The 24,810-nt window shown below is 62.5% G+C and carries 22 protein-coding genes; 11 read left to right on the top strand and 11 right to left on the bottom strand.

Annotated features, from left to right (window positions below; all coding sequences use genetic code 11):
- Positions 1–106 precede the first annotated feature (106 nt).
- The gene (locus tag NKI20_RS16565; RefSeq protein WP_352831999.1) at positions 107–1,198 is read right to left on the bottom strand and encodes an LLM class flavin-dependent oxidoreductase; all 1,092 of its coding nucleotides are present in this window, start codon (positions 1,196–1,198) and stop codon (positions 107–109) included.
- 308 nt (positions 1,199–1,506) lie between these two features.
- Between NKI20_RS16565 and NKI20_RS16560 the strand changes: the two genes are divergently transcribed.
- The 4 genes from NKI20_RS16560 to NKI20_RS16545 all read left to right on the top strand — a co-directional run bounded on the left by NKI20_RS16560 (position 1,507) and on the right by NKI20_RS16545 (position 4,708).
- The gene (locus NKI20_RS16560; RefSeq protein WP_352831997.1) at positions 1,507–1,686 is read left to right on the top strand and encodes a hypothetical protein; all 180 of its coding nucleotides are present in this window, start codon (positions 1,507–1,509) and stop codon (positions 1,684–1,686) included.
- A 73-nt stretch (positions 1,687–1,759) separates the two neighbouring features.
- Positions 1,760–2,557 carry an ABC transporter substrate-binding protein gene (locus NKI20_RS16555; RefSeq protein ID WP_352831996.1) on the top strand — a complete coding sequence of 266 codons (798 nt, stop codon included), beginning with the start codon at positions 1,760–1,762 and terminating at the stop codon, positions 2,555–2,557.
- 152 nt (positions 2,558–2,709) lie between these two features.
- The gene (locus tag NKI20_RS16550; RefSeq protein WP_352831995.1) at positions 2,710–3,384 is read left to right on the top strand and encodes an amino acid ABC transporter permease; all 675 of its coding nucleotides are present in this window, start codon (positions 2,710–2,712) and stop codon (positions 3,382–3,384) included.
- Between the two features lie 49 nt (positions 3,385–3,433).
- Complete coding sequence (locus NKI20_RS16545; protein ID WP_352831993.1) at positions 3,434–4,708, top strand: cysteine desulfurase-like protein; 1,275 nt, start codon at positions 3,434–3,436, stop codon at positions 4,706–4,708.
- Between the two features lie 82 nt (positions 4,709–4,790).
- On the opposite strand, the gene NKI20_RS16540 is transcribed toward NKI20_RS16545, so the two are convergent.
- The 5 genes from NKI20_RS16540 to NKI20_RS16520 all read right to left on the bottom strand — a co-directional run bounded on the left by NKI20_RS16540 (position 4,791) and on the right by NKI20_RS16520 (position 10,053).
- Complete coding sequence (locus NKI20_RS16540; RefSeq protein ID WP_023758199.1) at positions 4,791–5,621, bottom strand: dipeptide ABC transporter ATP-binding protein; 831 nt, start codon at positions 5,619–5,621, stop codon at positions 4,791–4,793.
- Positions 5,618–6,475 (bottom strand): ABC transporter ATP-binding protein, encoded by an 858-nt coding sequence (locus NKI20_RS16535; RefSeq protein WP_023758200.1) that lies wholly within the window; start codon positions 6,473–6,475, stop codon positions 5,618–5,620. Before NKI20_RS16535 ends, NKI20_RS16540 begins: the two co-directional genes overlap by 4 nt.
- Positions 6,476–6,477: 2 nt before the next feature.
- Positions 6,478–7,332, bottom strand: coding sequence for an ABC transporter permease subunit (locus NKI20_RS16530; RefSeq protein WP_352832002.1), 855 nt, complete (start codon positions 7,330–7,332; stop codon positions 6,478–6,480).
- Positions 7,333–7,402: 70 nt separating this feature from the next.
- A complete protein-coding gene (locus tag NKI20_RS16525) occupies positions 7,403–8,410 on the bottom strand; it encodes an ABC transporter permease subunit (RefSeq protein ID WP_023758202.1) in 1,008 nt (335 codons plus the stop codon).
- A 50-nt stretch (positions 8,411–8,460) separates the two neighbouring features.
- Complete coding sequence (locus NKI20_RS16520; RefSeq protein WP_352831990.1) at positions 8,461–10,053, bottom strand: ABC transporter substrate-binding protein; 1,593 nt, start codon at positions 10,051–10,053, stop codon at positions 8,461–8,463.
- 446 nt (positions 10,054–10,499) lie between these two features.
- On the opposite strand from NKI20_RS16520, the gene NKI20_RS16515 reads away from it, so the two are divergent.
- On the top strand, positions 10,500–12,512 hold the full coding sequence (locus NKI20_RS16515; protein WP_352831988.1) for a long-chain fatty acid--CoA ligase: 2,013 nt from the start codon (positions 10,500–10,502) through the stop codon (positions 12,510–12,512).
- A 7-nt stretch (positions 12,513–12,519) separates the two neighbouring features.
- The gene (locus NKI20_RS16510; RefSeq protein ID WP_502898126.1) at positions 12,520–13,266 is read left to right on the top strand and encodes a class I SAM-dependent methyltransferase; all 747 of its coding nucleotides are present in this window, start codon (positions 12,520–12,522) and stop codon (positions 13,264–13,266) included.
- Positions 13,267–13,648: 382 nt separating this feature from the next.
- Here NKI20_RS16510 and NKI20_RS16505 read toward each other — a convergent pair whose 3' ends face one another.
- On the bottom strand, positions 13,649–14,542 hold the full coding sequence (locus NKI20_RS16505; protein ID WP_023758206.1) for an NAD(P)/FAD-dependent oxidoreductase: 894 nt from the start codon (positions 14,540–14,542) through the stop codon (positions 13,649–13,651).
- Between NKI20_RS16505 and NKI20_RS16500 the strand changes: the two genes are divergently transcribed.
- A complete protein-coding gene (locus NKI20_RS16500; protein ID WP_032907120.1) occupies positions 14,541–14,726 on the top strand; it encodes a hypothetical protein in 186 nt (61 codons plus the stop codon). The genes NKI20_RS16505 and NKI20_RS16500 overlap by 2 nt on opposite strands.
- A 101-nt stretch (positions 14,727–14,827) precedes the next feature.
- A complete protein-coding gene (locus NKI20_RS16495) occupies positions 14,828–15,475 on the top strand; it encodes a TetR/AcrR family transcriptional regulator (protein WP_023758208.1) in 648 nt (215 codons plus the stop codon).
- Positions 15,476–15,615: 140 nt separating this feature from the next.
- Here the strand turns inward: NKI20_RS16495 and NKI20_RS16490 are convergent, their stop codons facing one another.
- Positions 15,616–16,338 carry an HAD family hydrolase gene (locus tag NKI20_RS16490; RefSeq protein WP_023758209.1) on the bottom strand — a complete coding sequence of 241 codons (723 nt, stop codon included), beginning with the start codon at positions 16,336–16,338 and terminating at the stop codon, positions 15,616–15,618.
- A 5-nt stretch (positions 16,339–16,343) separates the two neighbouring features.
- A complete protein-coding gene (pgi, locus tag NKI20_RS16485) occupies positions 16,344–17,987 on the bottom strand; it encodes a glucose-6-phosphate isomerase (protein WP_352604043.1) in 1,644 nt (547 codons plus the stop codon).
- A gap of 301 nt (positions 17,988–18,288) precedes the next feature.
- Between pgi and pdxR the strand changes: the two genes are divergently transcribed.
- Both pdxR and NKI20_RS16475 read left to right on the top strand, forming a co-directional pair.
- Positions 18,289–19,782, top strand: coding sequence for a MocR-like pyridoxine biosynthesis transcription factor PdxR (gene pdxR, locus NKI20_RS16480; protein WP_352831984.1), 1,494 nt, complete (start codon positions 18,289–18,291; stop codon positions 19,780–19,782).
- A gap of 194 nt (positions 19,783–19,976) precedes the next feature.
- The gene (locus NKI20_RS16475; protein ID WP_352831982.1) at positions 19,977–21,563 is read left to right on the top strand and encodes a trimethylamine methyltransferase family protein; all 1,587 of its coding nucleotides are present in this window, start codon (positions 19,977–19,979) and stop codon (positions 21,561–21,563) included.
- Positions 21,564–21,581: 18 nt separating this feature from the next.
- Here the strand turns inward: NKI20_RS16475 and NKI20_RS16470 are convergent, their stop codons facing one another.
- Positions 21,582–21,980, bottom strand: a complete 399-nt coding sequence (locus tag NKI20_RS16470) for a hypothetical protein (protein WP_352831980.1) — start codon at positions 21,978–21,980, stop codon at positions 21,582–21,584.
- A gap of 307 nt (positions 21,981–22,287) precedes the next feature.
- On the bottom strand, positions 22,288–24,093 hold the full coding sequence (locus NKI20_RS16465; RefSeq protein ID WP_352604037.1) for an IlvD/Edd family dehydratase: 1,806 nt from the start codon (positions 24,091–24,093) through the stop codon (positions 22,288–22,290).
- A gap of 147 nt (positions 24,094–24,240) precedes the next feature.
- On the opposite strand from NKI20_RS16465, the gene NKI20_RS16460 reads away from it, so the two are divergent.
- The gene (locus NKI20_RS16460; protein ID WP_352604035.1) at positions 24,241–24,690 is read left to right on the top strand and encodes an SRPBCC family protein; all 450 of its coding nucleotides are present in this window, start codon (positions 24,241–24,243) and stop codon (positions 24,688–24,690) included.
- The last annotated feature ends 120 nt before the right edge of the window (positions 24,691–24,810 follow it).

The following is a 24,810-nucleotide window of genomic DNA, read 5'->3' as shown; positions in this document are numbered from 1 at the left end:
CCTTGCCCAGCATGAAGGTTGAATCAGATTTGCACGCCTAAGGGAATCCCACGCCGATTCAGCCTCAATTCATTCCGCTCTAATTGATCCCCGCTGAGCACCACTACTATTCGCGAAGACCTGCCTGCCTCAAAATCGGTAGCACGTGATCGCAGAAATAGGGCAGTTCCTGCGTGTAATTGACGAAGGACAGCGCGATGCCCTGATAGCCGTGCCCGGCAATGGCGACCATGTCGGCGGCGATCGTTTCAGGGGTACCGATCAGCGGGTAAGTGCCCGCGCCGCCGGCGAAACGCTGCCGGTAGCGGTCATAGGCATGCGGGTCGTGCGATTGCGAGAATTCCTTCTTGCCCGCCATATGGGCATCGACCGCATCATGGTCGGCCATCTCAACCGCGTAGCGCGTGTAATAGGCCCGCGCCTCTTCCATCGTCGGGCGGCAGACGACATGCGCCACGGTGTAGACGCCGACGTCGCGGCCCGCCTTGTCGGCCCGCTCGCTGATATCGGCGACATGCTTGCCGGCATTGCTCATCTCGGAAAAGGTCGTGAATAGATAATCGCATCTGGCGGCGGCGAAATCCCGCCCGGGCCCGCCGAAAGCTGCGTTCATGGTCAAGGGTCGTGGAAGCTGCAGGCTGGCTGGCCGGCTGACGGCTTCCTTGAGGCGGTAATACGTGCCCTCATAGTCGAGCGGCTCATCCGAGGCATAGAGCTTTTCGAGGATCTCGATCCATTCCGCTGCCTGGTCATAACCCTTCTCTACCAGCGGCGTGCCGAACATGCCGAATTCCTTCGGGTTCCAGCCACAGACGATGTTCAAGCCTGCGCGGCCCTGGCTGATGTGGTCGACCGTCGCCAACGCCTTGGCGGCGTAGAGCGGATGCACGAGCGGCACATGCACGGTCATGAACAGCCCGATCTGTTCGGTGGCCATGGCAAGCGCCGCCGCCCAGGTGAAGGTCTCGAACGACCATTCCCGTACCTTGTTGCGGCCGCCGAAACCGCGCCAGCGCGCGATCGGCAGCATGAATTCCAGGCCGGCGCGGTCGGCGATCTGCGCCGCGGTCAGATTGTCCTGCCAGCTTGCCGTCCAGCGTTCCGGCACATCGGTTATGGCAAGCCCGCCATCCGCATTGGTCGAAAAGACGCCGAGCTTCAGCCTGTTCGGGCCGTGCAATGGATGTGGTTTGTGCATGTCGCGACCTCCCGCCGAAGATCGCACGCTACGGCTCCGCAAAAATATTTCAAGCATGAAATAGCTTCGCCTCGCGATGGCGAGGCTGGTGCGTCCGAAGGTTCTTTCTACGACGCGTAGCCGAACTGGCGCGACACGAGTACGGCCAAGGGCGTATCGGCCGGGCAACAATCCGGTCAAACTTTTTAAGCTTAAAACTTTCGCCTTGAAAACCGCGGCACTTTGGATAAGCATTCCAAAATCGATAGCTATTGCCGTGCCGGAGGGGCTTGCTTGCCAGTCCATCGTGGTGGGAGGGGTTTCAGTCCTTGTCGTTCATAGTGCCCCAGTCATCGTCCAGCGCGCGCTATGCCTTCGACGGTTTGCGCGCCCAGATCCGCGACGTGCACATCGAGAACGTCGCCACGGCCTTCCCGCGCATGTGCGCCTGCCGTGCACGTCAGCAGATAGCGACCGCTCTCGACCGCATGGTCGCTGCCATGAATTGACGCCCTGCCCGAAGCGGGGCGGCAAAAAACCGTGCGGGAGCAACCCGCCCGATCAACAACAGAGGGAACACAAATGAGCTTCACTCGTCGCAAATTGCTTCTTCTCGCCGCCGCCATCGGGATCGCCACCGGCCCCGCCACCGCCTATGCCGCCGACGTGCTCAATGTCGGCGCCTATCCGACCAATCCGCCCTTCGAATACAAGAACGAGAGCGGCACCTTCGAAGGCTTCGAAGTCGATATCGTCAATGAAGCCGCCAAGCGCATTGGCACAACCACCGACATCGCCGATCTCGGCTTCCAGGCGCTGTTCGCCGCCACCACATCGAAGCGCATCGACGTCGCCATCTCCTCGATCACCATTACGGCGGAGCGGCTGAAGTCGCAGTCGTTCACCCAGCCCTATTATGATTCCGACATGGGCATCGCCACCAAGACTGACAGCCCGATCAAGGCCGAAGCCGACCTCAAGGGCAAGATCGTCGGTGTGCTGTCCGGCTCGACCGGCGAGACCTGGGTCAAGGCGCATCAGGAAGCCGACGGCTTCACCGACGTGAAAGGTTACGACACGCAGCAGAACCTGCTGCTCGACCTCAGCGCCGGCCGCGTCGATGCCGCCGTCAGCGACATTCCGGGCATGCAGTATTCCTTCACCAAGATGAAGGATCTGACCGTCAAGGAGCGCATCAAGACCGGCGAACAGTACGGGCTGATGATGACCAAGGACCATCCGCTGCTCGGCAAGCTGAACGACGCGCTGACCGCGATGAAGAAGGACGGCACCCTGGCCGCGATCCACAAGAAGTGGTTCGGCAGCGACGCGCCCGCCGACTCTTCGACCGTGAAGGAAATGCCGCTGCCGAAGGCCTGAGCGGCAATGCATTGACATCGTGCCGGCTGTCCAGGCCGGCACGATTCATTTCACGCTCTGACGCCGGCTCCCGTCGCAGACCGCCTCGCCTTCGGTGAGGCCGATTGATTTTAACGCGAGCATTCTTTGCTCTGGGGTTCGGGAACGCTCCCATGTCGCTGCTCGACACCTTCTTCAACCCCGATGTCATCATGTCCAGTCTGCCGGCGCTGCTGCGCGGCTTCCGGAACACGCTGCTGCTCGGCATCTTGAGCATCGGCATCGGCATCCCTATCGGCCTTTTGATCAGCCTGCTGCGGCTCTATGCGCCGAAGCCGCTGCGGTGGCTTGCGGTCGGCTACACCGACATTTTCCGCGCCCTGCCGGTGCTGGTCGTGCTGATCCTGATCTACTATGCGCTGCCGTTCCTCGGCATCCGCCTATCGTCCTGGGCCTCGGCGGTGACGGCGTTCGCCATCATCATGTCGGCCTATTCGGCCGAGGTGTTCCGCTCCGGCATCGAAAGCATTCCGCATGGCCAGTTCGAGGCGGCGCAGGCGCTTGGCCTGCCGTTCCTGCTGACCCTGCGCAAGGTGGTGCTGCCGCAAGCTATCCGCGTCGTCATCCCGCCAATGACCAGCAACTGCGTCTCGATGTTCAAGGACACCTCGCTCGCCTCCACCGTGGCACTGCCTGAACTGCTCAAGGAAGCGACCAATGCGCAGTCGCTCTATGCCAACCCTTCGCCGCTGATCGGCGCGGCTCTTGTCTATCTCATCTTCCTCTGGCCGATGGTCCGCCTCGTCAGCCTGCTTGAGGACCGCTTCAAGACCGGAAAGACCCGCTGACCTCGCCAGCTGATTCCACCCCGCCCAAGTCCTTCGCAGGAGCCTACGCGTGAACAAGCACCAGACCGACAATGCCAACGCCATGACGTTCCCCGTCGACACCATCCGCGCCATGTTTCCAGCCTTGCAGCGGGCCGGCGACTTCGTCTTCATGGACAACGCGGCAGGCGCCCAGATCCCGCAGAGCGTGCTCGACGCTGTGACCAACCATCTGGTTTCGCACAACGTGCAGCGCGGCGGCCGCTATGGCCGCAGCGTGACCGTCGACCAGTCGGTCGCGGACGCACGCGAGAGCGTGGCGCTGCTGATCAATGCCTACAGCCCGGCTGAAATCTGCTTCGGCATGAATGCCACCTCGTTCATTCGCCTGGTCAGCCTCGGCATCGGCCAGATGCTCGGGGAGCGTGACGAGATCATCATCACCGACATGGATCACGACGCCAACATCGCCACATGGCTGGCGCTGGAATCGGCCGGTGCGAAATTCAAATGGTGGCGCATGCGCGAGGACGGCAATCTGCATGTCGACGACCTGCGTCCGCTGGTCTGCGACCGCACGCGTCTGGTCGCCTGCACGGTGACCGCGCATTCGATCGGCTCGATCGTCGATGTCGCTTCAGTGGCTGGGATCGCGCACGCCGCCGGCGCCGAAGTCTTCCTCGACTGCGTACATTACGGGCCGCACGGGTTGATCGACGTGCAGGCCTGGGACTGCGACTACCTCGTCTGCTCCGGCTACAAGAATTTCTCGCCGCATATGGGTTTCCTGTGGGGCCGCTTCGAAACGCTGAAGCGACTGCCGACCTTCCGCGAGGATTTCATCCCCGACGAGCCGCCCTACAAGGTCGAGGCCGGCACGTTCATCTACGAGAACGTCTCCGGCATGAATGCCGCCGTACAGTATCTCGAACTGATCGGCCGCAATCTGGCACCCTCCAACAACCGGTCGCGGCGCGACAACATCGTTGCCGGCATGGGCGCCATCCGCGACTATGAACTGGTGCTGGCACGCGAGATGCTCGCAGTGCTCAAGGACTGCGGCGCGACCATCTATGGCGTAGCCGACGAGGCGCGCATCAATGAGCGCGTGCCGACCTTCTGCTTCAATATCGGCAAACTGTCGCCGCAGCGGATCGTCGAGGAAATGGCCGAGATGCAGATCGGCATCCGCGACGGCCACATGTACGCGCCACGGCTGATGAGGCGCCTCAACCTGTCGATGGATAGCGGCGCCATCCGCGCTTCGCTGGTCCACTACAACACGGTTGAGGAAGTCCACCGCTTCGGCGAAGCGCTGCGCGCCATCATCGCCAAATTGTCGTAAGGCGGCGGCTACTCCAGCGTCGTCATCCCTGGGCGAAGCAAGGAGCGAGGTGTCCCGCAGACCTTAGCATGACGAAGAGGCGCTAAGCCGCCTTCTTCTTCGCCAGCCTTGCCTTGATCGAGGCGACGTCGGCGCGCGGGGTCGCGGCGAACAGGGTCCTGGTGTAGCTGTGCTTGGGGTCGGAAAAGACCTCGTCGCGCGAGCCGTATTCGACGGCTTCGCCGAAATACATCACCATCACGTCGTCGGCGATGTAACGCACGACGGACAAATCATGGCTGATGAAGACATAGGTCAGTTGGAACTCGTCCTGCAGGTCGGCGAGCAGGTTCAGCACCTGTGCCTGCACCGACAGATCGAGCGCCGAGACCGGCTCGTCCAGCACCAGCAGGCTTGGGTTCAGCATCAGCGCGCGGGCAATGGCGATGCGCTGGCGCTGGCCGCCCGAGAACATGTGCGGATAGCGGTTGTAGTGCTCGTGACCGAGGCCGACCTTCTTCAGCATCTTCATCGCCAAGTCGCGACGCTCGGCCGCCGGCTTGTCGGTGTTGATCAGCAGCGGCTCGCCCAGCACGTCGCCGATCTTCTGGCGCGGATTGAGCGATCCGTAGGGATTCTGGAAAACGATCTGCACCTTGCGGCGCATGTCCTTTGACAGGCCATGTTTGGCGATATCGACCTTATTGCCGTCGATGAACAGCTCGCCCGCTGTCGCCGGATCGATCAGCGTGATGATGCGGGCTAGTGTTGACTTGCCGCAGCCGCTTTCGCCGACGATGGCCAGCGTCTTGCCCTTGTCCACCGTGAAGGAGACGCCCTTGACGGCATGCACGGTGCGCGGTCCGGTGAACAGGCCGCCGCCGATGTGATAGTCGCGGACGATGTTCTTGCCTTCGAGAACGGTCGTGCTCATAACGCGGCTCCCGCAGCCGAAGGCGCCGGCTCGAACATCATGTCGGACACGGTCGGCAGCCGGTCGCCGACAGCGTTCTCCGGCAAGGCCGACAGCAGGGCCCGCGTATAATTGCTCTTCGGCGACTCGAACAGCGAAAGCACGTCGGCCTCTTCCATTTTGCGACCCTTGTACTGGACGATGACGCGGTCGGCGGTTTCGGCCACCACGCCCATATTGTGGGTGATCATGATCAGGCCCATGCCGTATTTGGCCTGCAGCGAGACCAGCAGATCGAGGATCTGTTTCTGGATGGTGACGTCGAGCGCCGTGGTTGGCTCATCGGCGATCAGCAGTTTCGGGTTGCAGGCGATGGCGATGGCGATCATGACGCGCTGGCACTGGCCGCCCGACATCTGGTGCGGGAACGAGCTCAGTCGCTCCTCCGGGTCGGCGATGCCGACCAGCTTCATCAGTTCGATGGCACGCGCCCGGCGCTGGGCGCGATCCATGCCCATGTGGAAGCGCAGCACCTCCTCGATCTGGAAGCCGACCGTGAAGCATGGGTTGAGGCTGGCGATCGGCTCCTGGAAGATCATCGAAATGTCCTTGCCGACGATCTTGCGGCGTTCGGACGGACTGAGCTCCAAAAGATCGACGCCGTCGAAGGCCATGCGGTCGGCCTTGACCGTTGCCGTGTTGGGCAACAGGCCCATTACCGCCAGCATCGCCACCGACTTGCCGGAGCCGGACTCACCGACGATCGCCAGCACTTCGCGCGGCTCGATCGCGAGATCGATGCCTTGCACGGCCATGAACGGTCCGGCCGCCGTGTCGAAGGAAACAGTAAGGTTCTTGATCTCGAGCAGAGACATGCTCAGGACCTCTTCAGCTTGGGGTCGAGCGCGTCGCGCAGGCCGTCGCCGATCAGGTTGATGGCGAAGACGGTGATCAGGATGGCGAGGCCCGGGAAAGTCACCACCCACCAGGCGCGCAGGATGAACTCGCGCGCCTCGGCCAGCATGGTGCCCCACTCAGGCGTCGGCGGCTGCGCGCCCATGCCAAGGAAGCCGAGGGCGGCGGCCTCGAGAATGGCGTTGGAGAAGGACAGCGTCGCCTGCACGATCAACGGCGCGATGCAGTTGGGCAGGATGGTGACCAGCATCAGCCTGAGATGGCTGGCGCCGGCGACCTTGGCCGAGATGACGTATTCGCGATTCTTCTCGGCCATCACGGCGGCGCGGGTCAGCCGGGCGAAATGCGGCTGAAGCACAAAGGCGATGGCGATCATGGCGTTGACAAGGCCAGGCCCGAGCACCGCAACCAGCACCAGGGCCAAGAGCAGCGACGGGAAGGCCAGGATGATATCCATGATGCGCATGATCAGCGTGTCTACCCAGCCGCGGCAGTAGCCGGCGAGCAGGCCGAGGATAACGCCCGAGATCAGCGCTGACGTGACGACGACGAAGCCGATGGCGAGCGAAAAGCGCGAGCCGTAGATCAGCCGCGACAGCATATCGCGGCCGACGGCGTCGGTGCCGAGCAGGAACTGCGCGTTACCGCCCTCCTGCCAAGCCGGCGGCGTCAGGAAGAAGTCGCGGAACTGGTCGTCGGGCGAATGCGGCGCCAGCAGCGGCGCGAAGATGGCGATCAGGATCAGCATCGCAAAGACGAAGAGCCCGATCACCGCGCCCTTGTTGACGGAGAAGTAGTGCCAGAACTCGCCGAGCATCTGCAGCCTGGCGTCTTGCGGCTTGACGACGGTCACGGCTTCAATGGTGGCTGGGCCTTCGTTGCTCATGTCAGTTGGCCCGGATACGTGGGTTGATGACGGCGTAGAGCACGTCGACGATGAGGTTCACCGACATGACGATCAGCGCGATCAAGAGCAACCCGCCCTGCACGGTGAAATAGTCTCGCTTGGAAATAGCGTCGATCATCCATTTGCCAATGCCGGGCCAGGAGAAGATGCTCTCGGTCAGGATGGCGCCGGTCAACAGCGTTCCGACCTGCAGGCCGATGGTGGTGACGACCGGGATCAGCGCATTGCGGAAGGCATGCAGGCCGATGACACGGCGCGGCGCCAGACCCTTGGCACGCGCAGTGCGCACATAGTCCTCGCCGAGCACTTCAAGCATCGCCGATCGCGTCTGCCTGGCGATGACCGCCAACGGGATGGTGCCGAGCACGACGGTTGGAAGGATGAGGTGCGACAGCGCCGAGCGGAAGGCGCCCTTCTGCCCCGAGATCAGGGAATCGATGGTCATGAAGCCGGTCACCGGCTTGAAGAAATAGAGAAGGTCAATGCGGCCGGAAACCGGCGTCCAGTGCAGCGTGCCGGAAAACACGATGATCAGCAGCAGACCCCACCAGAAGATCGGCATGGAATAGCCTGCCAGCGCCGTGCCCATCGTCAGCTGATCGAACCAGGAGCCGCGGCGGATCGCGGCGAAGATGCCGGCGGCGACGCCCAGGATGACGGCAAAGATCATGGCGAAGATGGCGAGCTCGACCGTTGCCGGGAAGCGCATCAGGAAATCCCTCAGCACCGGCGTCTTGGTCGAAAACGAGGTGCCGAAATCGCCGCTCAGGATGTTGGTCAAATAGGTCAGGTACTGTTGCCATATCGGCAGATCGAAGCCGAACTGGTGCATCAGCGCCGCGTGGCGTTCGGGCGACAGGCCGCGTTCGCCCGCAAGCACCAGCACCGGATCACCGGGCAGGATGCGCACGAAGCCAAAGGCGAGGATGGTTATCCCGATGAAGGTCGGGATGATGAGGGCGAGCTTGCCGAGGATATAACGCAGCATGGCGGGCGAGTGGGGGCGCCACCATGCGGTGACGCCCCCGTTTCGCAACCTTATTCGGCGATGTCGACGCCGTCGAAGCGATGGATACCGAGCGGATCCATCGCAAAGCCGGTGACGGTCTTCTGCATCGGCATGAACACCTTGGAGTGAGCGAGTGTCGCCCAGGGTGCCTGTTCCTTGAAGATGACCTGGGCCTTCTCGTAGAGCTTGGTGCGCTCGGCCTGATCCGAAACGGTCTTGGCCTTGTTGATGAGCGCATCGAAGTCCTTGTTGCACCACTCCGCACGGTTGTTCGAACCGACGGAAGCGCAGCTCAGGAGCACGCCGAGGAAGTTGTCCGGATCGCCATTGTCGCCGGTCCAGCCGACGATGACGGCGCCGTCGTGATCGACAGCCGAAGCGCGCTTGAGGTATTCACCCCAATCGTAGCTGACGATGTTGACGGTGACGCCGACCTTGGCGAAGTCCGACTGGATCAGTTCAGCCGTGCGGCGCGCGTTCGGCATGTAGGGGCGCGACACCGGCATGGCCCAGACGTTCATCTTGAGGTCCTTGACGCCGGCCTTTTTAAGCAGCTTCTTGGACGCTTCCGGATCGTACGGATCGTCCTTCACTTGCTTGTTGTACGACCACATGGTCGGCGGGATCGGATTGATCGCCACCTGGCCGGCGCCCTGGAAGACGGCGTCGATGATGGCCTTCTTGTTGATGGCCATGTTGAGCGCCTTGCGGACGCGCACGTCGTCGAACGGCTTCTGCTGGGTATTGTACATCAGCGCGCCGACATTGAGGCCTTCCTGCTCGTCGACCTTCAGGCTTGGTTCAGCCTTCAGGCCGGCGATATCGGCCGGTGCCGGGTATGACATGATGTTGCATTCGCCGGCCTTGAGCTTCTGCGCGCGCACTGCCGGATCGGTGGTGATGGCGAAGACCAGATCGTCGATCTTCTGCTTGCCTCCCCAATAGTCCGGGTTGGCCTTGTAGCGGATGGCTGCGTCCGTCTGGTAGTCGACGAAGATGAACGGGCCGGTGCCGATCGGCTTCTGGTTGAACAGTTCCGGGGTCTTGTCGGCCTGCAGCTTGTCGGCATATTCCTTGGAGACGACCGAGGCGAAGTCCATGCCCAGCGTCGGAATGAAGGTGATTGCCGGCTCCTTGAGGGTGAACTTCACCGTCAGGTCGTCGACCTTCTCGACCTTGGTGATGTTGTCGCCGAACTGGTCATTGTAATACTGGTAGGCGATGCCTGGGATGTACTGGAACCAGGGGCCGGTTTTGTCGACCTGACGTTGGAAGGAGAACACCACGTCGTCGGCGTTGAAGTCGCGCGTCGGGGTGAAATAGTCAGTGGCGGCAAACTTGACGCCCTTGCGCAGCTTGAAAACGTATTCCTTGCCATCGTCGGAGATCGTCCAGCTTTCAGCCAAGCCGGGCGAGATCGTCGTCTTGCCGTGATCGAATTCGACAAGGCGGTTGAAGACGGTGCGCGAGGATGCGTCGAAGGTTTGGCCGGCGGTATACGGCGCCGGGTCGAAACCCTCCGGTGAAGCTTCCGCGCAATAGACCAGAGTTTTCGCGTTGGCCACGCCGCCCAGGACGCTTGCAGCCAGCAACGCGGCTGCAAAAGTCAGTTTCTTCTTCATTGAGCACTCCCTGATGTTCTTCCAAGCCCCTCTATCAGGCTCGCGAAGCGCGCATATAAGCACCGTTTTTCCAGCTTTGGAACACCCCGTTTGCTTACCCCGCGGGAAGCAGGAAAAAAATCCGCGATTTCGCTTAAACGCAGAAAAAATTAGCAGTTTTTTCCAATCACGAGATTGTTAACGACCGCATTTTTTTATTGATTGCCGATCTGACGATATTGATGCCGCGCGCACTTCCGAGCCGCCGGGTGTGCGGCAGGACAACGGTCGCGGCAGGAAGTATTTCTCGACGGCAAATCTTTCGCCGCCTTGCCGCAGGGGCAAGACTTGCACGGTCGTCAATGGAGGCAATACATAGGTGGTATAGCGGCGGCAGCGGAGGACGTCTCTGTCAATTCAGGGGCGAGCGCAGCGCGATCGAACAAGAATTGTCGAGGGAGGAACGGGTGGCAAAAGCATCGAGGAAGACGGCGCCGGCGAAGACGGAAGCCAAGGCGGCTCCAAAAGCAGCCGGCGGCATGTCCACGCCGAAAGTGCCCGCTGCCAAAGCCGCCGCGCCCAAGCCGAAGGCGCCCGTGCCGGCGAAGGCAAGCCCAAAGCCGGCAACCAAAGCCCCGATCAAGAAAGCCTCGACAAAGACTGTTGTCGGAAAGACGGTGCCCGCGGCAAAGCCGGCAGCTGCCAAGCCGGTGGCGAAGGCTGCAGCGGCCAAGGCCTCGCCGGCAGTGAAGCCTGCCGAGGCTGCCGCCAGGCGATTGCCGAATGCACTGACGGCGCTGGCCGCAGGACTGCCGGAAAAGCCGTGGCTCAAGAGCTATCCGAAAAACGTGGCGGCCGAAATCGGCCCCCTGCCCTATAGTTCGATCGGCGATTTCCTGGTTGCCGCCTGCAAGCAATTTTCCGCGCAGCCCGCCTTCACCTGCATGGACAAGTCCATCAGCTACGCCGATGTCGAGCGGCTGTCGGCGGCCTTCGGCGCCTATCTACAATCGAAGGGTCTTCAGAAAGGCGCGCGCGTCGCGCTGATGATGCCGAACGTGCTGCAATATCCGGTGGCGATGATGGCCGTCTTGCGCGCCGGTTATGTCGTGGTGAACATCAACCCGCTCTACACGCCGCGCGAGCTCGAACATCAACTCAAGGACTCCGGTACGCAAGCCATCGTCATCCTCGAGAACTTCGCCAACACCTTGCAGGCGGTGATCGCCAGGACGGCGGTCAAGCATGTCGTGGTTGCCGCGATGGGCGACATGCTCGGGGGACTGAAGGGTAGCATCGTCAATTTCGTCGTGCGCCGGGTGAAGAAGATGGTGCCGGCCTGGTCATTGCCCGGTCACGTCAAGTTCAATGTGGCCTTGAAGGCCGGCGCCGGCGCGACCTTCAAGCCGGCCAAGGTGACGGCCAATGATGTTGCCTTCCTGCAATATACGGGGGGCACCACGGGTGTCTCGAAGGGAGCCACGCTGCTGCACAGCAACGTGCTCGCCAACGTCGCGCAGAACGCGCAATGGATGGAGGACGCCTATACGATCAAGCCGAAACCGGCGCATCCCAACTTCATCTGCGCGCTGCCGCTCTATCATATCTTCGCGCTGACGGTTAACGCGCTGATGGGCATGCAGCAAGGCGCCCGCAATGTGCTCATTCCCAACCCGCGCGACATTCCCGGCTTCGTCAAGGAGCTCCAGAAATACCCGGTGCACATCTTTCCGGGCCTCAACACGCTGTTCAACGCACTGCTCAACAATGAGGATTTCCGCAAGCTCGACTTCAGGCCGCTGATCCTGACGCTGGGCGGCGGCATGGCGGTGCAGAAGGGCGTCGCCGAACGCTGGAAGGCGCTGACCGGTTGTTCGGTCACCGAAGGCTACGGCCTCTCGGAAACCTCGCCGGTGGCCACGGCCAACAAGTTCACCGCCGGCGACTTCACCGGCACGATCGGCCTGCCGCTGCCTTCTACCGAGATCGCCATCCGCGACGACGACGGCAACAACCTGCCGCTCGGCGAGGTCGGTGAAATCTGTATCCGGGGACCGCAGGTGATGGCGGGCTACTGGAACCGGCCCGATGAGACCGCCAAGGTGATGACCAAGGACGGCTACTTCAAATCCGGCGACATGGGCTTCATGGACGAGCGCGGCTACACCAAGATCGTCGACCGCAAGAAGGACATGATCCTGGTCTCGGGCTTCAACGTCTATCCGAACGAGCTCGAGGAAGTCGTGGCGATGCATCCGGGCGTGCTCGAAGTGGCGGCGATCGGCGTGCCGGACGAGCATTCGGGCGAGGTGCCGAAACTGTTCGTGGTCAAGAAGGATCCGGCGCTGACCGCAGAGACGCTCACCGCGTATTGCCGCGAGAACCTGACCGGCTACAAACGGCCCAGATACATCGAGTTCAGGACCGAACTGCCGAAGACACCGGTCGGCAAGATCCTGCGCCGAGCGCTGCGGGAATAAACGCGATTTGAAGGATGGCCCTGGCAATGGCGGGTTCGCGGACGATGGCCGACGTCCCGACGCGGCTACGTTCATCAAGGCGAATATGCGCCTTGTGCCTGTTCCGGCACTTCCCCAAATCCTGCTCTACACGGCCCATCCTGCAAGCGGTCTCAGGCGGCTGATCGAGTGGTGTGACCATGGCGTCGAGCCGGAAGACAGCATCGAGGCCGACGAGAACGGGACCGAAGCGCAGCCGCCCTACTGGGCCTATGCCTGGGCCGGCGGCGCGGTGCTTGCCCGCTTCATATTCGACCGACCGCAGACGGTAGCCGGGCAGCGCGTGCTCGACCTCGGCGCCGGTTCAGGCCTCGTCGGCATCGCCGCCGCCAAGGCTGGCGCCCGCGCGGTGCTTGCGGCCGAGATAGACCGTAACGGCGTTGCAGCGATCGGCCTCAATGCCGCCGCCAACGGCGTCACGATCACCGTTGTCGACAAGGATATCACCACTGGCCCGCCACCGGCCGTCGACCTTGTGCTCGCAGGCGATGTTTTTTACGGCCATGAGGTTGCCTTACGCGTTACCCCATTCCTCGACCGCTGCCTGGCCGCCGGCATCGAGGTTCTGGTCGGCGATCCCCGTCGCACCGATCTGCCGCTGTCACGGCTGAGATTGCTCGCCGAGTACCGGGTGCCGGATTTCGGCGACGCGAAGGGTGTCGCGACGAAACCGAGCGGTGTGTTTTCCTTTGAAGCGGATGACCGCTGTCGCTGAACCCAGTCACTCGGAATGTACCGAGTTCGACCGCCAACGCAGATGATCATCCAATCAAAGGCACGTTCAGATAGCAGTCGTGACGGCCGCTAACATCTAAGCTCAGCGTCCCCTAATTCGCCAATGTACTTTTCGCCATACAGATGTATCCGCTCAAGTCGCTCGAAGCAGCTCTCCGCGAATAGAGCGCCCCGTCGCTAACGTCGCCTACGTCACGGTCGTCCTCACGCGCCATGCCAAGTCTAACAGATGCGGTTGCGCCGACGATCTTCTTGCCACAGGCCTCTATCGCACCACCGCTGATCTGCTGGCGTAGGCGCTCTCCCCCAAAAGGAGGTTTTCCGCGACGGCCCGCGGCAACCGGAGAAGGGAACCTGTGCTCTCAAACCAGCATCGACTGCTGGGAGAAGATGCCCGCCATCGCGCCGTGCGATGATGCCGTGGTGACCGAGGCCATGAGGGGGTTGGCGAGGTCGCCGGCGGCGTAGATGCCGGGCATGCTGGTTTCGCGGCGCTCGTCGACCTTGAGGGCAATGCCGAGGGGCGAATCGACCGTGGCGAGGCCCAGTGATTCATGCAGGCTTGCGGACGGCTTGTTGCGCGGATGCGCGAACAGGATGTCGACTGCGACATTGGGGCCGGTATCGAGCTCGACGGTGGCGTGATGGCCCCCGTGATGGGCGATTCCGGTGATCCGGCCATCGACGACAGGTATATTGCGGTGCCCCAGATCGGCCCGAATATCGGGCGGAATGTCGTGACCATCGGCGAAGAGCGTCAACGTGTCGGTCCAGTCGTGGTACAGCCTGACATAATTGTGCGACTGCCGGCCGGACCAGACGAGGCCCCAATGCTGGCCGGCGACTTCAAAGCCGTCGCAATAGGGACAGGGCACGATGGACGTGCCCCAGCCTTCGGCAAAGCCCGGAACATCAGGCATCTGGTCGACGACGCCATAGCTCAGGATCAGCCGGCGCGCCGCAAGGCTTTCGCCGTCGCCAGTGAGGACGGAGAAATCGTCGATGGCGCCAGAGATGCTGTCGGCCCGGGCATTGACCAGCCTGATCGTGGGATAGCGCGCCAGTTGCTGCCGCGCCTCGGCCAGGATGTCCAGCGGTGGCTTGTGGTCGTGGCCGAGCAGGCCATGCGAGTGGCCGGCAAAGCGGTTGCGCGGCAGGCCGGTATCGAGAACGGTGACCTTGCGGCGGGCACGGCCGAGCTGCAGGGCGCCGGCGAGACCGGCAAAGCTGCCGCCGATGATGATGACGTCATCCATGATGGGCTCCGTGTTGTGGATGGAGGGGGTTGGGCTGGGCCGGGCGCGAAATATCGTCCACCGATACGCGCTCGAGACGGTCAGCGAGCAGGGCTTCGGCATCGACGAGAATGTCGCCCATCACTGTGTTGACCGGCCGGACAATGCCGCATTCGATATCGCCGGGCGGCCCGGGGAAACTTGATTTGGAGGACAAGTTGAAACCGACCCGTTGGCTTGCACATTTCAGATACTACGTGGTATCGTAATGCACGAATTAGGATACTGTCAAGGACTGGAATTGTCGTGACCGTAAACAGCCAGGGCCGGCGCGGCCGGCCGGCCAACGAGGCGCTTGGCCAAACGATAGTCGACGCCGCGTGCGAACTCTTTGAGGAACTGGGTTTTCATGCGACGACATTGGACAAGGTCGCCCAGCGAGCGAAGATATCCAAGCTCAGCATCTATCGGCACTTCGAGAACAAGGAGGCGCTGTTCAGCGCGGCCATCGCGGCCCGCTGCCGTCAGTTTGCACCACAGGCCCTTGTTGAAGGCGTCGACGGTTCGGCCGAAGATCAGCTCATGGCGGTGGGATCATCGCTGCTTCGCACGCTGTTGAGCCCGGACGTCCGCAGTGTCGAAGCCATGATCATGGCCGACAAGACGAATCAAAATTCGTTAAGCAAGGTCCATTACGAAGCCGGCCCCGCCCATGTCATCGCCCAAATCGAGGCCCTGTTGCGCCGGTTGCACGCGAAGGCGGTTCTGAACGTGCCCGATCCTCTCCGGTCCGCCCGCTTGTTTGCCGCGCTTTTCAAAGGATCCGATCTCCTGATTATCGCACGCTTCGATCAGGCGAGAGCAGAGGACGACAACGAAATCGAATCCTATTGCCGGTCGGCCGTCGCCATGTTCATCGCCGCGCACGGCGGCAAAGGCCACGCAGGATACTAATCCCGCACATCTTATGTCACGGGGTGAAGTGAAGAACGGCAGCTAACCGTCGGTTTCGACTACCTGCAGACGTTCGGCTCACCACCCCATCTCAGCCGTTGGCGGGAAAGTCCCAAGTCGATTTGCCAAGCCTAGCCCGGTCAGATCGTCTCCTTGACCCGTGCCGAGAGGAAGTCGGGCAGATCGGCAACCGAATCAAGAACAATGTCGGCAATCCCGGCCAGCGATTCGCGGGTGCCGGTGCCGGAGAGCACGCCGACCGCCAGTCCGCAGCCGCCGGCCCGCGCCATTTCGAGATCGTGGCGGTTGTCGCCGACCATGGCGATTTCCGTCGGCTTCAGCCCGGTGAGATCGCTGAAGGCCAGGATGGTGTCGGGCGCCGGCTTCGGATTGGCCACCGCGTCGTAGCCGTAAGCCGCGTCGAACAGCTGGGCGACGCCGAGCGTGACAAGCGTCTTTTCCGCACCGCTGGTCGAATCGTTGGTGGCGACGCCGAGCCGGTAGGACTTCCTGTGCAAGGCCGTCAGCGTGTCGACGATGCCCGGCAGCGCCACAGCCATCGCCGAGCCCTGCACCGAGGTGATCTCGTTGAAGCGGGCAACCGCAAGCATCTGGTCCTCATTGGACAGCCGCGGGAACCACAATTCGACGACGTCGAGATTGGTGCCGGATGCAAAGATGGAGTCAGGCTTGAAGCGCTTGCTGGTGAAATCGAAGCCGGCGGCCGCCAGTAGCCTGTCGGCTTTCCAGCGATCACCCTCGGACGCATCCATGGCCATGAAGTCGGCAACTCCAAGCCAGGTCGCGTTGAAGTCGACAAGCGTTCCATCCTTGTCGAACAATATACCCTTGATGTCTGCCAAGCTTTTCACTCCGATCCACGCAAATGGTGGATGAATCCCACGAGACCAGCGGTCGATGCATCCCGCTTGGCGGCACTTTCCTTGCCCTCCACGACAGGCAGAAGGCCGGTGGCGAGTTCCTTGCCGAGTTCGACGCCCCACTGGTCGAAGGAGTTGATGTTGAACAGCGTTCCCTCGACGAAGACGCGGTGCTCGTAGAGCGCGATCAGCCGGCCAAAGGTGCGCGGATCGAGTTTGCGGTAGAGGATGGTCACGGAGGGCCGGTTTCCGGAGAAGACGCGGTGCGGGGCAATTTTGTCGACCTCGGCCGGCTTCATGCCCTTGGCCAGCATCTGGGCGCGGGCCTCCTCAAGCGTCCGGCCCTTCATCAGCGCTTCCGACTGCGCCAGGCAGTTGGCGAGCAGCAGATCGTGCTGGTGCTTGAGCTCGGGCTCGTGGCCGACGGCCGCGGCAAGGAACTCGACCGGGATGAAATCAGTGCCCTGGTGCAGCAGCTGGAAGAAGGCATGCTGGCCGTTGGTGCCGGGCTCGCCCCAGACCAGTGGTCCGGTCGGCGTCGTTACGTCGGCGCCTTCGAGGGTGACGCTCTTGCCGTTGGATTCCATATCGAGTTGCTGCAGATAGGCCGGTAGCCTGGATAGGCGCTGGTCATAAGGGATGACGGCGCGCGCCGGATACCCGCAGATCACGCGATGCCACCAGCCGACCAGTCCCAGCAACGTCGGCAGGTTCTCCAGCACGGGCGCGGTGCGGAAATGCTCGTCCATCTCGTGCGCGCCATCGAGGAACGCGCGGAAATTCCGCGGGCCGACAGCGATCATCACCGGCAGGCCGATCGCGCCCCAGAGCGAATAGCGGCCGCCGACCCAGTCCCAGAAGCCGAAGACGCGATCCGGCGCGATGCCGAACTTGGCCACCAGGTCGAGCGCGGTCGAGACGGCGGCGAAATGCTTGCCCACCGCTTCCTTGCCGAGCGCTTCCTGCACCCATTTGCGCGCCGTCTGCGCATTCGTCATCGTCTCGACGGTGGTGAAGGTCTTGGAGGCGATGATGAACAGCGTGGTTTCGGCCGACAGGCCCTTCAGCGTGTCGTGGATATGGGCGCCGTCGATGTTGGAGACGTAATGCGCGCGCGGCCCGTCATGATAGGGCGCCAGTGCCAGCGTCGCCATGGCCGGACCGAGATCGGAACCACCGATGCCGATGTTGACGATGTCGGTGATCTTCTTGCCCGTGGCGCCAGCCGCCTTGCCCGACCGCACGGCGTCGGCAAAGGCGCCCATCGCGTCGAGCACGGCTATGACGTCCGCCTTGACGTCCTGGCCATCGACGGTGACGCCCTTGCCGGTCAGGTTGCGCAACGCCGTATGCAGCACGGCGCGATCCTCAGTGAGGTTGATCTTCTTGCCGGCGAACATGGCGGCGCGACGACCTTCGAGATTGGCCGCCTTGGCGAGCCGTTCCAGCAAGTCCATGGTGAGCCCGTCGACGGCGCATTTCGACCAGTCGAGCAGAAGGTCGCCGTCGGTGGCGGAGAATGTCTCGAAACGCTTGGGATCAGCGGCGAAGGCCTGGCGCATGCTGGCGGGCGCCGCCGCGCGATGATCGCGCAAGGCAGCGAGCTGTTTTTGGAAGGACGATTGATCCACTGCCGAACTCCGAAACCTCGAGCCATCATTACGAACCGGATGTTTCCGGCGCGTGTCGTCGCGACAATCTATCGAACCTAATTCGAGCCATTTCAATGCGCAGCGATGACGCACGAAGTCATCGCCGGGACGAGGCGCCGCGTCACCCCGCGATGCCGCAGCGCAGCATCAAAATGGCGTGAAGGATCACTGGCATAAATCCCAACGATCAGAAAAATTGATTGGCGCAACCCCTTGTGCCACGGTTACGTTCGGCTGGTCCAGCCAAGCGAAAAAGACTGGCCATCGAGGAACACCTCCCATGCCACAGCGTAACGACACGGCCATATGGTCCGGCCTGTTCCGGATTTCGGCGGAATCGGGCCAGACCCTGCAGGCGCAGATCCGCCAAGCCATCGTGGCCGCCATTCTCGACCGCCAGATTGCCGCTTCGATGCCGCTTCCTTCGTGCCGGATCCTGGCTGAAAAGCTCGGCGTTGCGCGCGGAACCGTCGTGCTGGCGTTCCAGCAGCTCGTCGACCAGGGCTTCCTGGTGGCACGCGAGCGGCGTGGCCATTTCGTCAATCCCGATGTGCTGGCAACGCCTGCCAAGCCGCACCAGAAGGCGCCCGACCAGGCCAACGAAATCGACTGGAAGGCACGCCGCAAGATCGCCGCCAGCGACATGCCGCCGCCGGCCAAGCACGAGAACTGGATCAAGTCGTCCTACCCCTTCGTCTACGGCCAGTTCGACCCGGCGCTGTTCCCGACCGCCGAGTGGCGCGAGTGCAACCGCATGGCGCTTGCCGTGCTCGAAATCCGCAACTGGGCGTCCGACATGGTCGACCGAGACGATCCGCTGCTGATCGAGCAGATCCAGGCGCGGCTGTTGCCGCGACGCGGCATCTTCGCCAATCCCGACGAGATCATCGTCACGCTGGGCGCCCAGAACGCGCTTTACATGCTGGCGACGCTGCTGATGTCCAAGGGCTCCAAGGTGGCGATGGAGGATCCCGGCTACCCCGATGCACGCTCGATCTTCCGCCTTGCAGGCGCCGACATACAGCCGGTGCCGGTCGACCAGTCCGGCATCGTAACCGCTTCTATTCCCAACGATTCCGGGTTCGTCTTCGTCACGCCCAGCCACCATTGCCCGACGATGGTGCCGCTTTCGGCGGAACGGCGGCAGGATCTTCTGGCGCGAGCCAACCGCTACAACCAGATCATCATCGAGGACGGCTATGACAGCCAGCTTCTCGACGAAGCACCGCAGCAGGCGCTGAAAAGCCTCGATCGTTCCGGCCGTGTCGTCTATGTCGGCTCGATGTCGAAGACGCTGGCTCCCGGCCTGCGGCTTGGCTACATCGTGGCGTCTGCCGGACTGATCTCTGAGCTCAGGGCACTGCGCCGCTTCATGCTGCGTCATCCGCCGGCCAACAATCAGCGCGCCGTAGCACTCTTCCTGTCGCTCGGCCATCATGAGGCGCTGGTACGACGGCTGTCGTCGGCCTTCGACGAGCGGCGCAAGCGGCTGGTCCATGCGATTTCCGCCTTCCTGCCGGAGTGGTGCTCGACTGATTCGGCCGGCGGCACGTCGCTGTGGCTCGAGGGACCGCGCGGCACCGATTCACGCGGGCTGGCCGAGGCAGCAGCCTCGCGCAGCGTCATCATCGAGCCGGGCGACCGTTTCTTCGATCGGACCGAGAAGCCTTCGCGTTTCATGCGGCTGGGCATCTCGTCAATCGCGCTGCAGCACATCGAGCCAGGCATCCGTGAACTCGCCACCGCCGCCGGACGCAGGCCGGCGGCCGCCTGATCCATCGCCCACCCCTTTGGACCGCAGCCGTGCAGGCGTGGCTCCGGTCCTTTAATGTTCTGGCATATGCGACCGGACCCTCTGGCTCATAGTCTGGGCCAATGCCGGCGGCATAGTCGGAGCACAAAGGGGAAGAAGCAGCCGATGGTGGACCAACCGCCGCGCCCTGCTTCTCGGAAAGGTGGAGTGTCTCCATGTCAGTTCTTGAAAAGCAGGAAGCGGCGGCGGACCAGCGTTCGCGTCGCTCCGGCGGGCGCGAAGCGCGCCGCGCCATGCGGGCAGCACCCTTGGCCGACGACATCAAGCCGGTGCGCGCCGGCCTCGAAGGCGGCAGCTACGGACCGCTGACACAGAACGACCAGGAACGCATCCACGAAGCGGTGTTGACGCTCCTGGAGACGGTTGGCTTTGCCAATGCCATCCCCTCTTGCATCGAAGCCTTGACAGAGGCCGGCGGCACCTATGGCGACGATGGGCGCATCCGCTTTCCACGAGCGCTCGTGCTCGACACGATCAAAAGAGCGGCACGGCATTTCACGCTACACGGCCAGGACCCCAAGCACGACATGCTGATCAAGGGTAAGCGCGTGCATTACGGCACGGCCGGAGCTGCCGTGCATCTGGTCGATGTCGAGAAACGCGAATATCGCGAGTCGCTGCTGCAGGACATCTATGACGCCGCCCGCCTCGTCGAAGGGCTCGACAATATCCACTTCTTCCAACGGCCGATGGTGCCGCGCGATATTCCCGATCCGCTGGAAATGGATTTCAACACGCTCTATGCCTGCGTAATGGGGACGTCCAAGCATGTCGGCACCTCGTTCACGGTGCGCGAGAATGTGCAGCCGGCGCTCGAAATGCTCTACGCCATTGCCGGGGGCGAGGAGAACTTCCGCGCCCGGCCGTTCGTGTCGAACTCCAACTGCTTCGTGGTGCCGCCGATGAAGTTCGCCGAGGACGCCTGCGGCGTGCTCGAGGCTTGCGTCGAGGGCGGCATCCCGATCCTCCTGCTGTCGGCCGGGCAGGCCGGCGCCACGGCACCGGCGGCGATTGCCGGTGCGGTGGTGCAAGCGGTGGCCGAAGTGCTGGCCGGTCTTGTCTATGTCAACGCCATCAAGCCGGGCCATCCGGCGATCTTCGGCACCTGGCCGTTCGTTTCGGATCTGCGCACCGGCGCAATGTCCGGCGGTTCGGCCGAGCAGGCAGTGCTGACCGCGGCCTGCGCACAAATGGCGCAATACTACGACTTGCCTGGCGGTTCAGCCGCCGGCATGACGGATTCGAAACTGCCCGATATCCAGTCCGGCTACGAAAAGGGCATCACCGACGTGATGGCCGGTCTCGCCGGGCTCAATCTCGTCTATGAATCGGCCGGCATGCATGCCTCCCTGCTCGGCTTTTGCCTGGAAAGCCTGATCATCGACAACGACATGCTCGGCCACTGCCTGCGCTGCGTACGGGGCATCGAGGTGAGCGACGAAGCGCTGTCGATCGATACCATTGCCGATGTCTGCCTGAAGGGTCCGGGCCACTATCTCGGCCATGAGCAGACGCTGCGGCTGATGCAGACGGAGTATTTTTACCCCGCCGTCGGCGACCGCTTTTCTCCCAAGGAATGGAACGAGAAGGGCCGGCCCGACATCTTGCAGCGGGCGATCATCGAGAAGAAGCGGGTGCTTGCCGAGCGCTTTCCGCGCCATGTGCCGAAGCCGATCGACGACCGGCTGCGCGCCCGCTTTGGCGAAATGATCAAATTGCCGCGCGGCAGGATGGGCGGGTAAACAACGCTCCCGAAACAGCTATTCGGTGCCCAGCCCATAGCGCTCGACGACCTCGGCGCTGATCAGCTTGGCGTGCAGGGTCATCAATACGATTTGCGCATCGAAACTGTCACCGGCCTGCACTGCAGCCTCGACCCGGCGCTCCACGTCCTGCCGTAGCGGCAAGCCATGGGAGCTTTCGAAGGTTTCTGGCCCAGCAACGCAATAGCTGAACAATTGTGCCACTTCCGCATAGGCCTGGGTGGGCGGCTCGTCGGACCAGTGATCCTTCATCAGATTGACGATGGTGAGTTTTACGCCCTCCGGCACAAGGGCTGGGTGAAGGTCGGCGGCCCGCAATGCGACGTCGAGCTGTCTCAAGTCGCTTGAGCGGCCGAACATTCCGAGGAAGCCGAGAGAAGAGCGCCGTCCCGCCATGAGTTCCAATCCGTTTCAACGCAATTAGGAGGTTCGCAAGCGGAATACAAAGGCCGTGGCCTTGGATCCTTCCTTATACGTGTCTCTCCCCTGCCGGGGGCGCCAGCAGATCGATGAGCCGGGACAATTGCGGTATGGCGATAGCGGTTGTTGACGGATGGTTCTCGACCCTCGACCGGGACACGCCGAACGGAGCCCGAGAGGCAGCCTGATAGTTCAGGCCGCCTGTCAATGATCCAGCATCAGCAATCGTCGCCTGGAATAATCAGCGATTATCCCGAGGATAATCAGCGATTATCCTGGAATATCAGTGATTGTCCCTGGGAACACCGCTGGTATGCGCGACATCCTGGTATTTCACCGCTGGCTCCAGCACCATTCCCTCTGAGAACTGCGCGACCATGCCACGCTGGATCTCCTGCCAGGGCGTCTGGTGCTTGGGATAGTGATAGCCGCCATCGTTCTGCAGTTCGGCGCGGCGGCGGGTGATCTCGTCATCGGTGACGAGGATATCGGCCGTGCCCTTGCGCAGGTCGATGCGGACACGGTCGCCCGTCTTCAACAGCGCCAGCCCGCCGCCGATCGCCGCTTCCGGCGAGGCGTTGAGGATCGACGGCGAACCTGACGTGCCCGACTGGCGACCGTCACCGATACAGGCAAGCGCATGGATGCCCTTCTTGATGAGGTAGGCCGGCGGCTGCATGTTGACGACCTCGGCACCGCCGGGATAGCCGACCGGGCCAGCGCCGCGCATGAACAGGATGGTGTGTTCGTCGATGCCTTGCGCCGGATCGTCGATGCGGGCGTGGTAATCCTCCGGCCCGTCGAAAACCATGGCGTTGCCTTCGAAAGCCTCGGGGTCCCTGGGGTTGGACAAATAGCGCTCGCGGAACTCCGGCGAAATGCCGCTGGTCTTCATGATCGCCGAATCGAACAGATTGCCCCGCAGGTTGATGAAGCCGGCATTGGCTTTCAACGGCTCGGCCACGGTGCGGATGACCTCGATGTTCTCGTTGACGACCCCCTTGCAGTTGTCGCCGATCGATTTGCCGTTGACGGTGATGGCTTCGGGGAAAGGCAGCAATCCGCCCTTCATCAATTCGGCCACGACGGCGGGCACGCCGCCCGCGTGGTGATAATCCTCGCCGAGATATTCGCCTGTCGGCTGCAGATTGACGATGAGCGGGATCTTGAGCCCGACCTTCTGCCAGTCGTCATTGTCGAGCGGCACGCCGAGATGGCGGGCGATGGCGTTGAGATGGATCGGTGCATTGGTCGAGCCGCCAATAGCCGAGTTGACGACGATGGCGTTCTCAAAGGCCTTGCGCGTCATGATATCCGACGGCTTCAAATCCTCGTGCACCATCTCGACAATGCGCTTTCCCGTCTCATAGGAAATCTGGCCGCGCTCGCGGTACGGCGCGGGAATGGCGGCCGAACCAGGCAACTGCATGCCGAGCGCCTCGGCCAGCGAGTTCATCGTCGTGGCGGTGCCCATGGTGTTGCAATAGCCGGTGGACGGCGCCGAGGAGGCGACGATATCCATGAACTCGTCATAGCCGATCTCGCCAGCCGACAGGCGCTGGCGTGATTCCCAGACGATGGTGCCCGAACCGGTGCGCTTGCCCTTGTGCCAGCCATTGAGCATCGGGCCGACCGACAGCGCAATCGCCGGGATGTTGACGGTGGCCGCCGCCATCAGCAGGGCCGGCGTCGTCTTGTCGCAACCGATGGTGAGCACGACGCCATCGAGCGGGTAGCCGTAAAGCACTTCGACCAGGCCAAGATAGGCAAGGTTGCGGTCAAGAGCGGCGGTCGGGCGCTTGCCGGTCTCCTGGATCGGGTGGCAGGGAAATTCGAAAGGGATGCCGCCCATCGAGACGATGCCTTCTCGCACGCGCTTGGCGAGTTCGATATGGTGCCGGTTGCAGGGCGAAAGATCGGAGCCGGTCTGGGCGATGCCGATCAGTGGCTTGCCCGACATCAGTTCGGCGCGCGTCAGGCCGTAATTCAGGTACCGCTCGAGATAGAGCGCCGTCATGCCCGGGTTGTCGGGATTGTCGAACCACTCCTGCGAGCGAAATTTTTTCTTGTGGGTGGGGGCGCCTGCCATTGGTGGTCTCCGTATTTGTAAGACAAATCGATATGGCAACGCGCGAGAGCAGGCAAGAGGGCGTGCGGTCGCAACCGGACTTTGGTGTGATAGACAGGCAGCCAGCCGTGCGTTAGGGCTTCATTCAGTCTTGTCCGGGAGGTTTTCATGGCTTTGGTGATCGAAGGCGAGGAGCGCATTGCCGCTTCCCTGCAAAAAGTGTGGGAAGCGCTGAACGATCCCGAGGTCCTGAAGGCGACCATTCCCGGCTGCCAGAGCCTGGAGATGAAATCGCCGACCGAAATGGCGGCGACCGTGGTGGTGAAGATCGGACCGATCAAGGCGACGTTCAACGGCGAAGTGACGTTGAAGAACCTGAAGCCGCCGCACTCCTACACCATCCAGGGTGAAGGCAAGGGTGGCATTGCCGGTTTCGCCAAGGGTGGTGCGGACGTGACGTTGGCATCAGATGGGCCCGATACCACGGTGTTGAAATACGCCGCCAAGGCCGATGTCGGCGGCAAGATCGCCCAGCTCGGCAGCCGGCTGATCGAATCGACCTCGAAGAAACTCGCCGGACAGTTTTTTTCGAGCTTTGGCGAAAAGGTCGGCGGCTAACTCTCCCCTTGAGAGGAGGGTGCCTCGCAAAGCGATGCGGGAGGGGTCGCCTCAGCTGCCTCAACTTTTCACTGAACTGCCTCGACCTTCGACAGAAGAAGTTGGAGCGCGTCACCGCCG

Origin of the sequence: Mesorhizobium sp. M0830, assembly GCF_040319965.1 — a bacterium.
Classification (GTDB): domain Bacteria; phylum Pseudomonadota; class Alphaproteobacteria; order Rhizobiales; family Rhizobiaceae; genus Mesorhizobium.
This window is presented reverse-complemented; position numbering and strand designations above follow the sequence as displayed.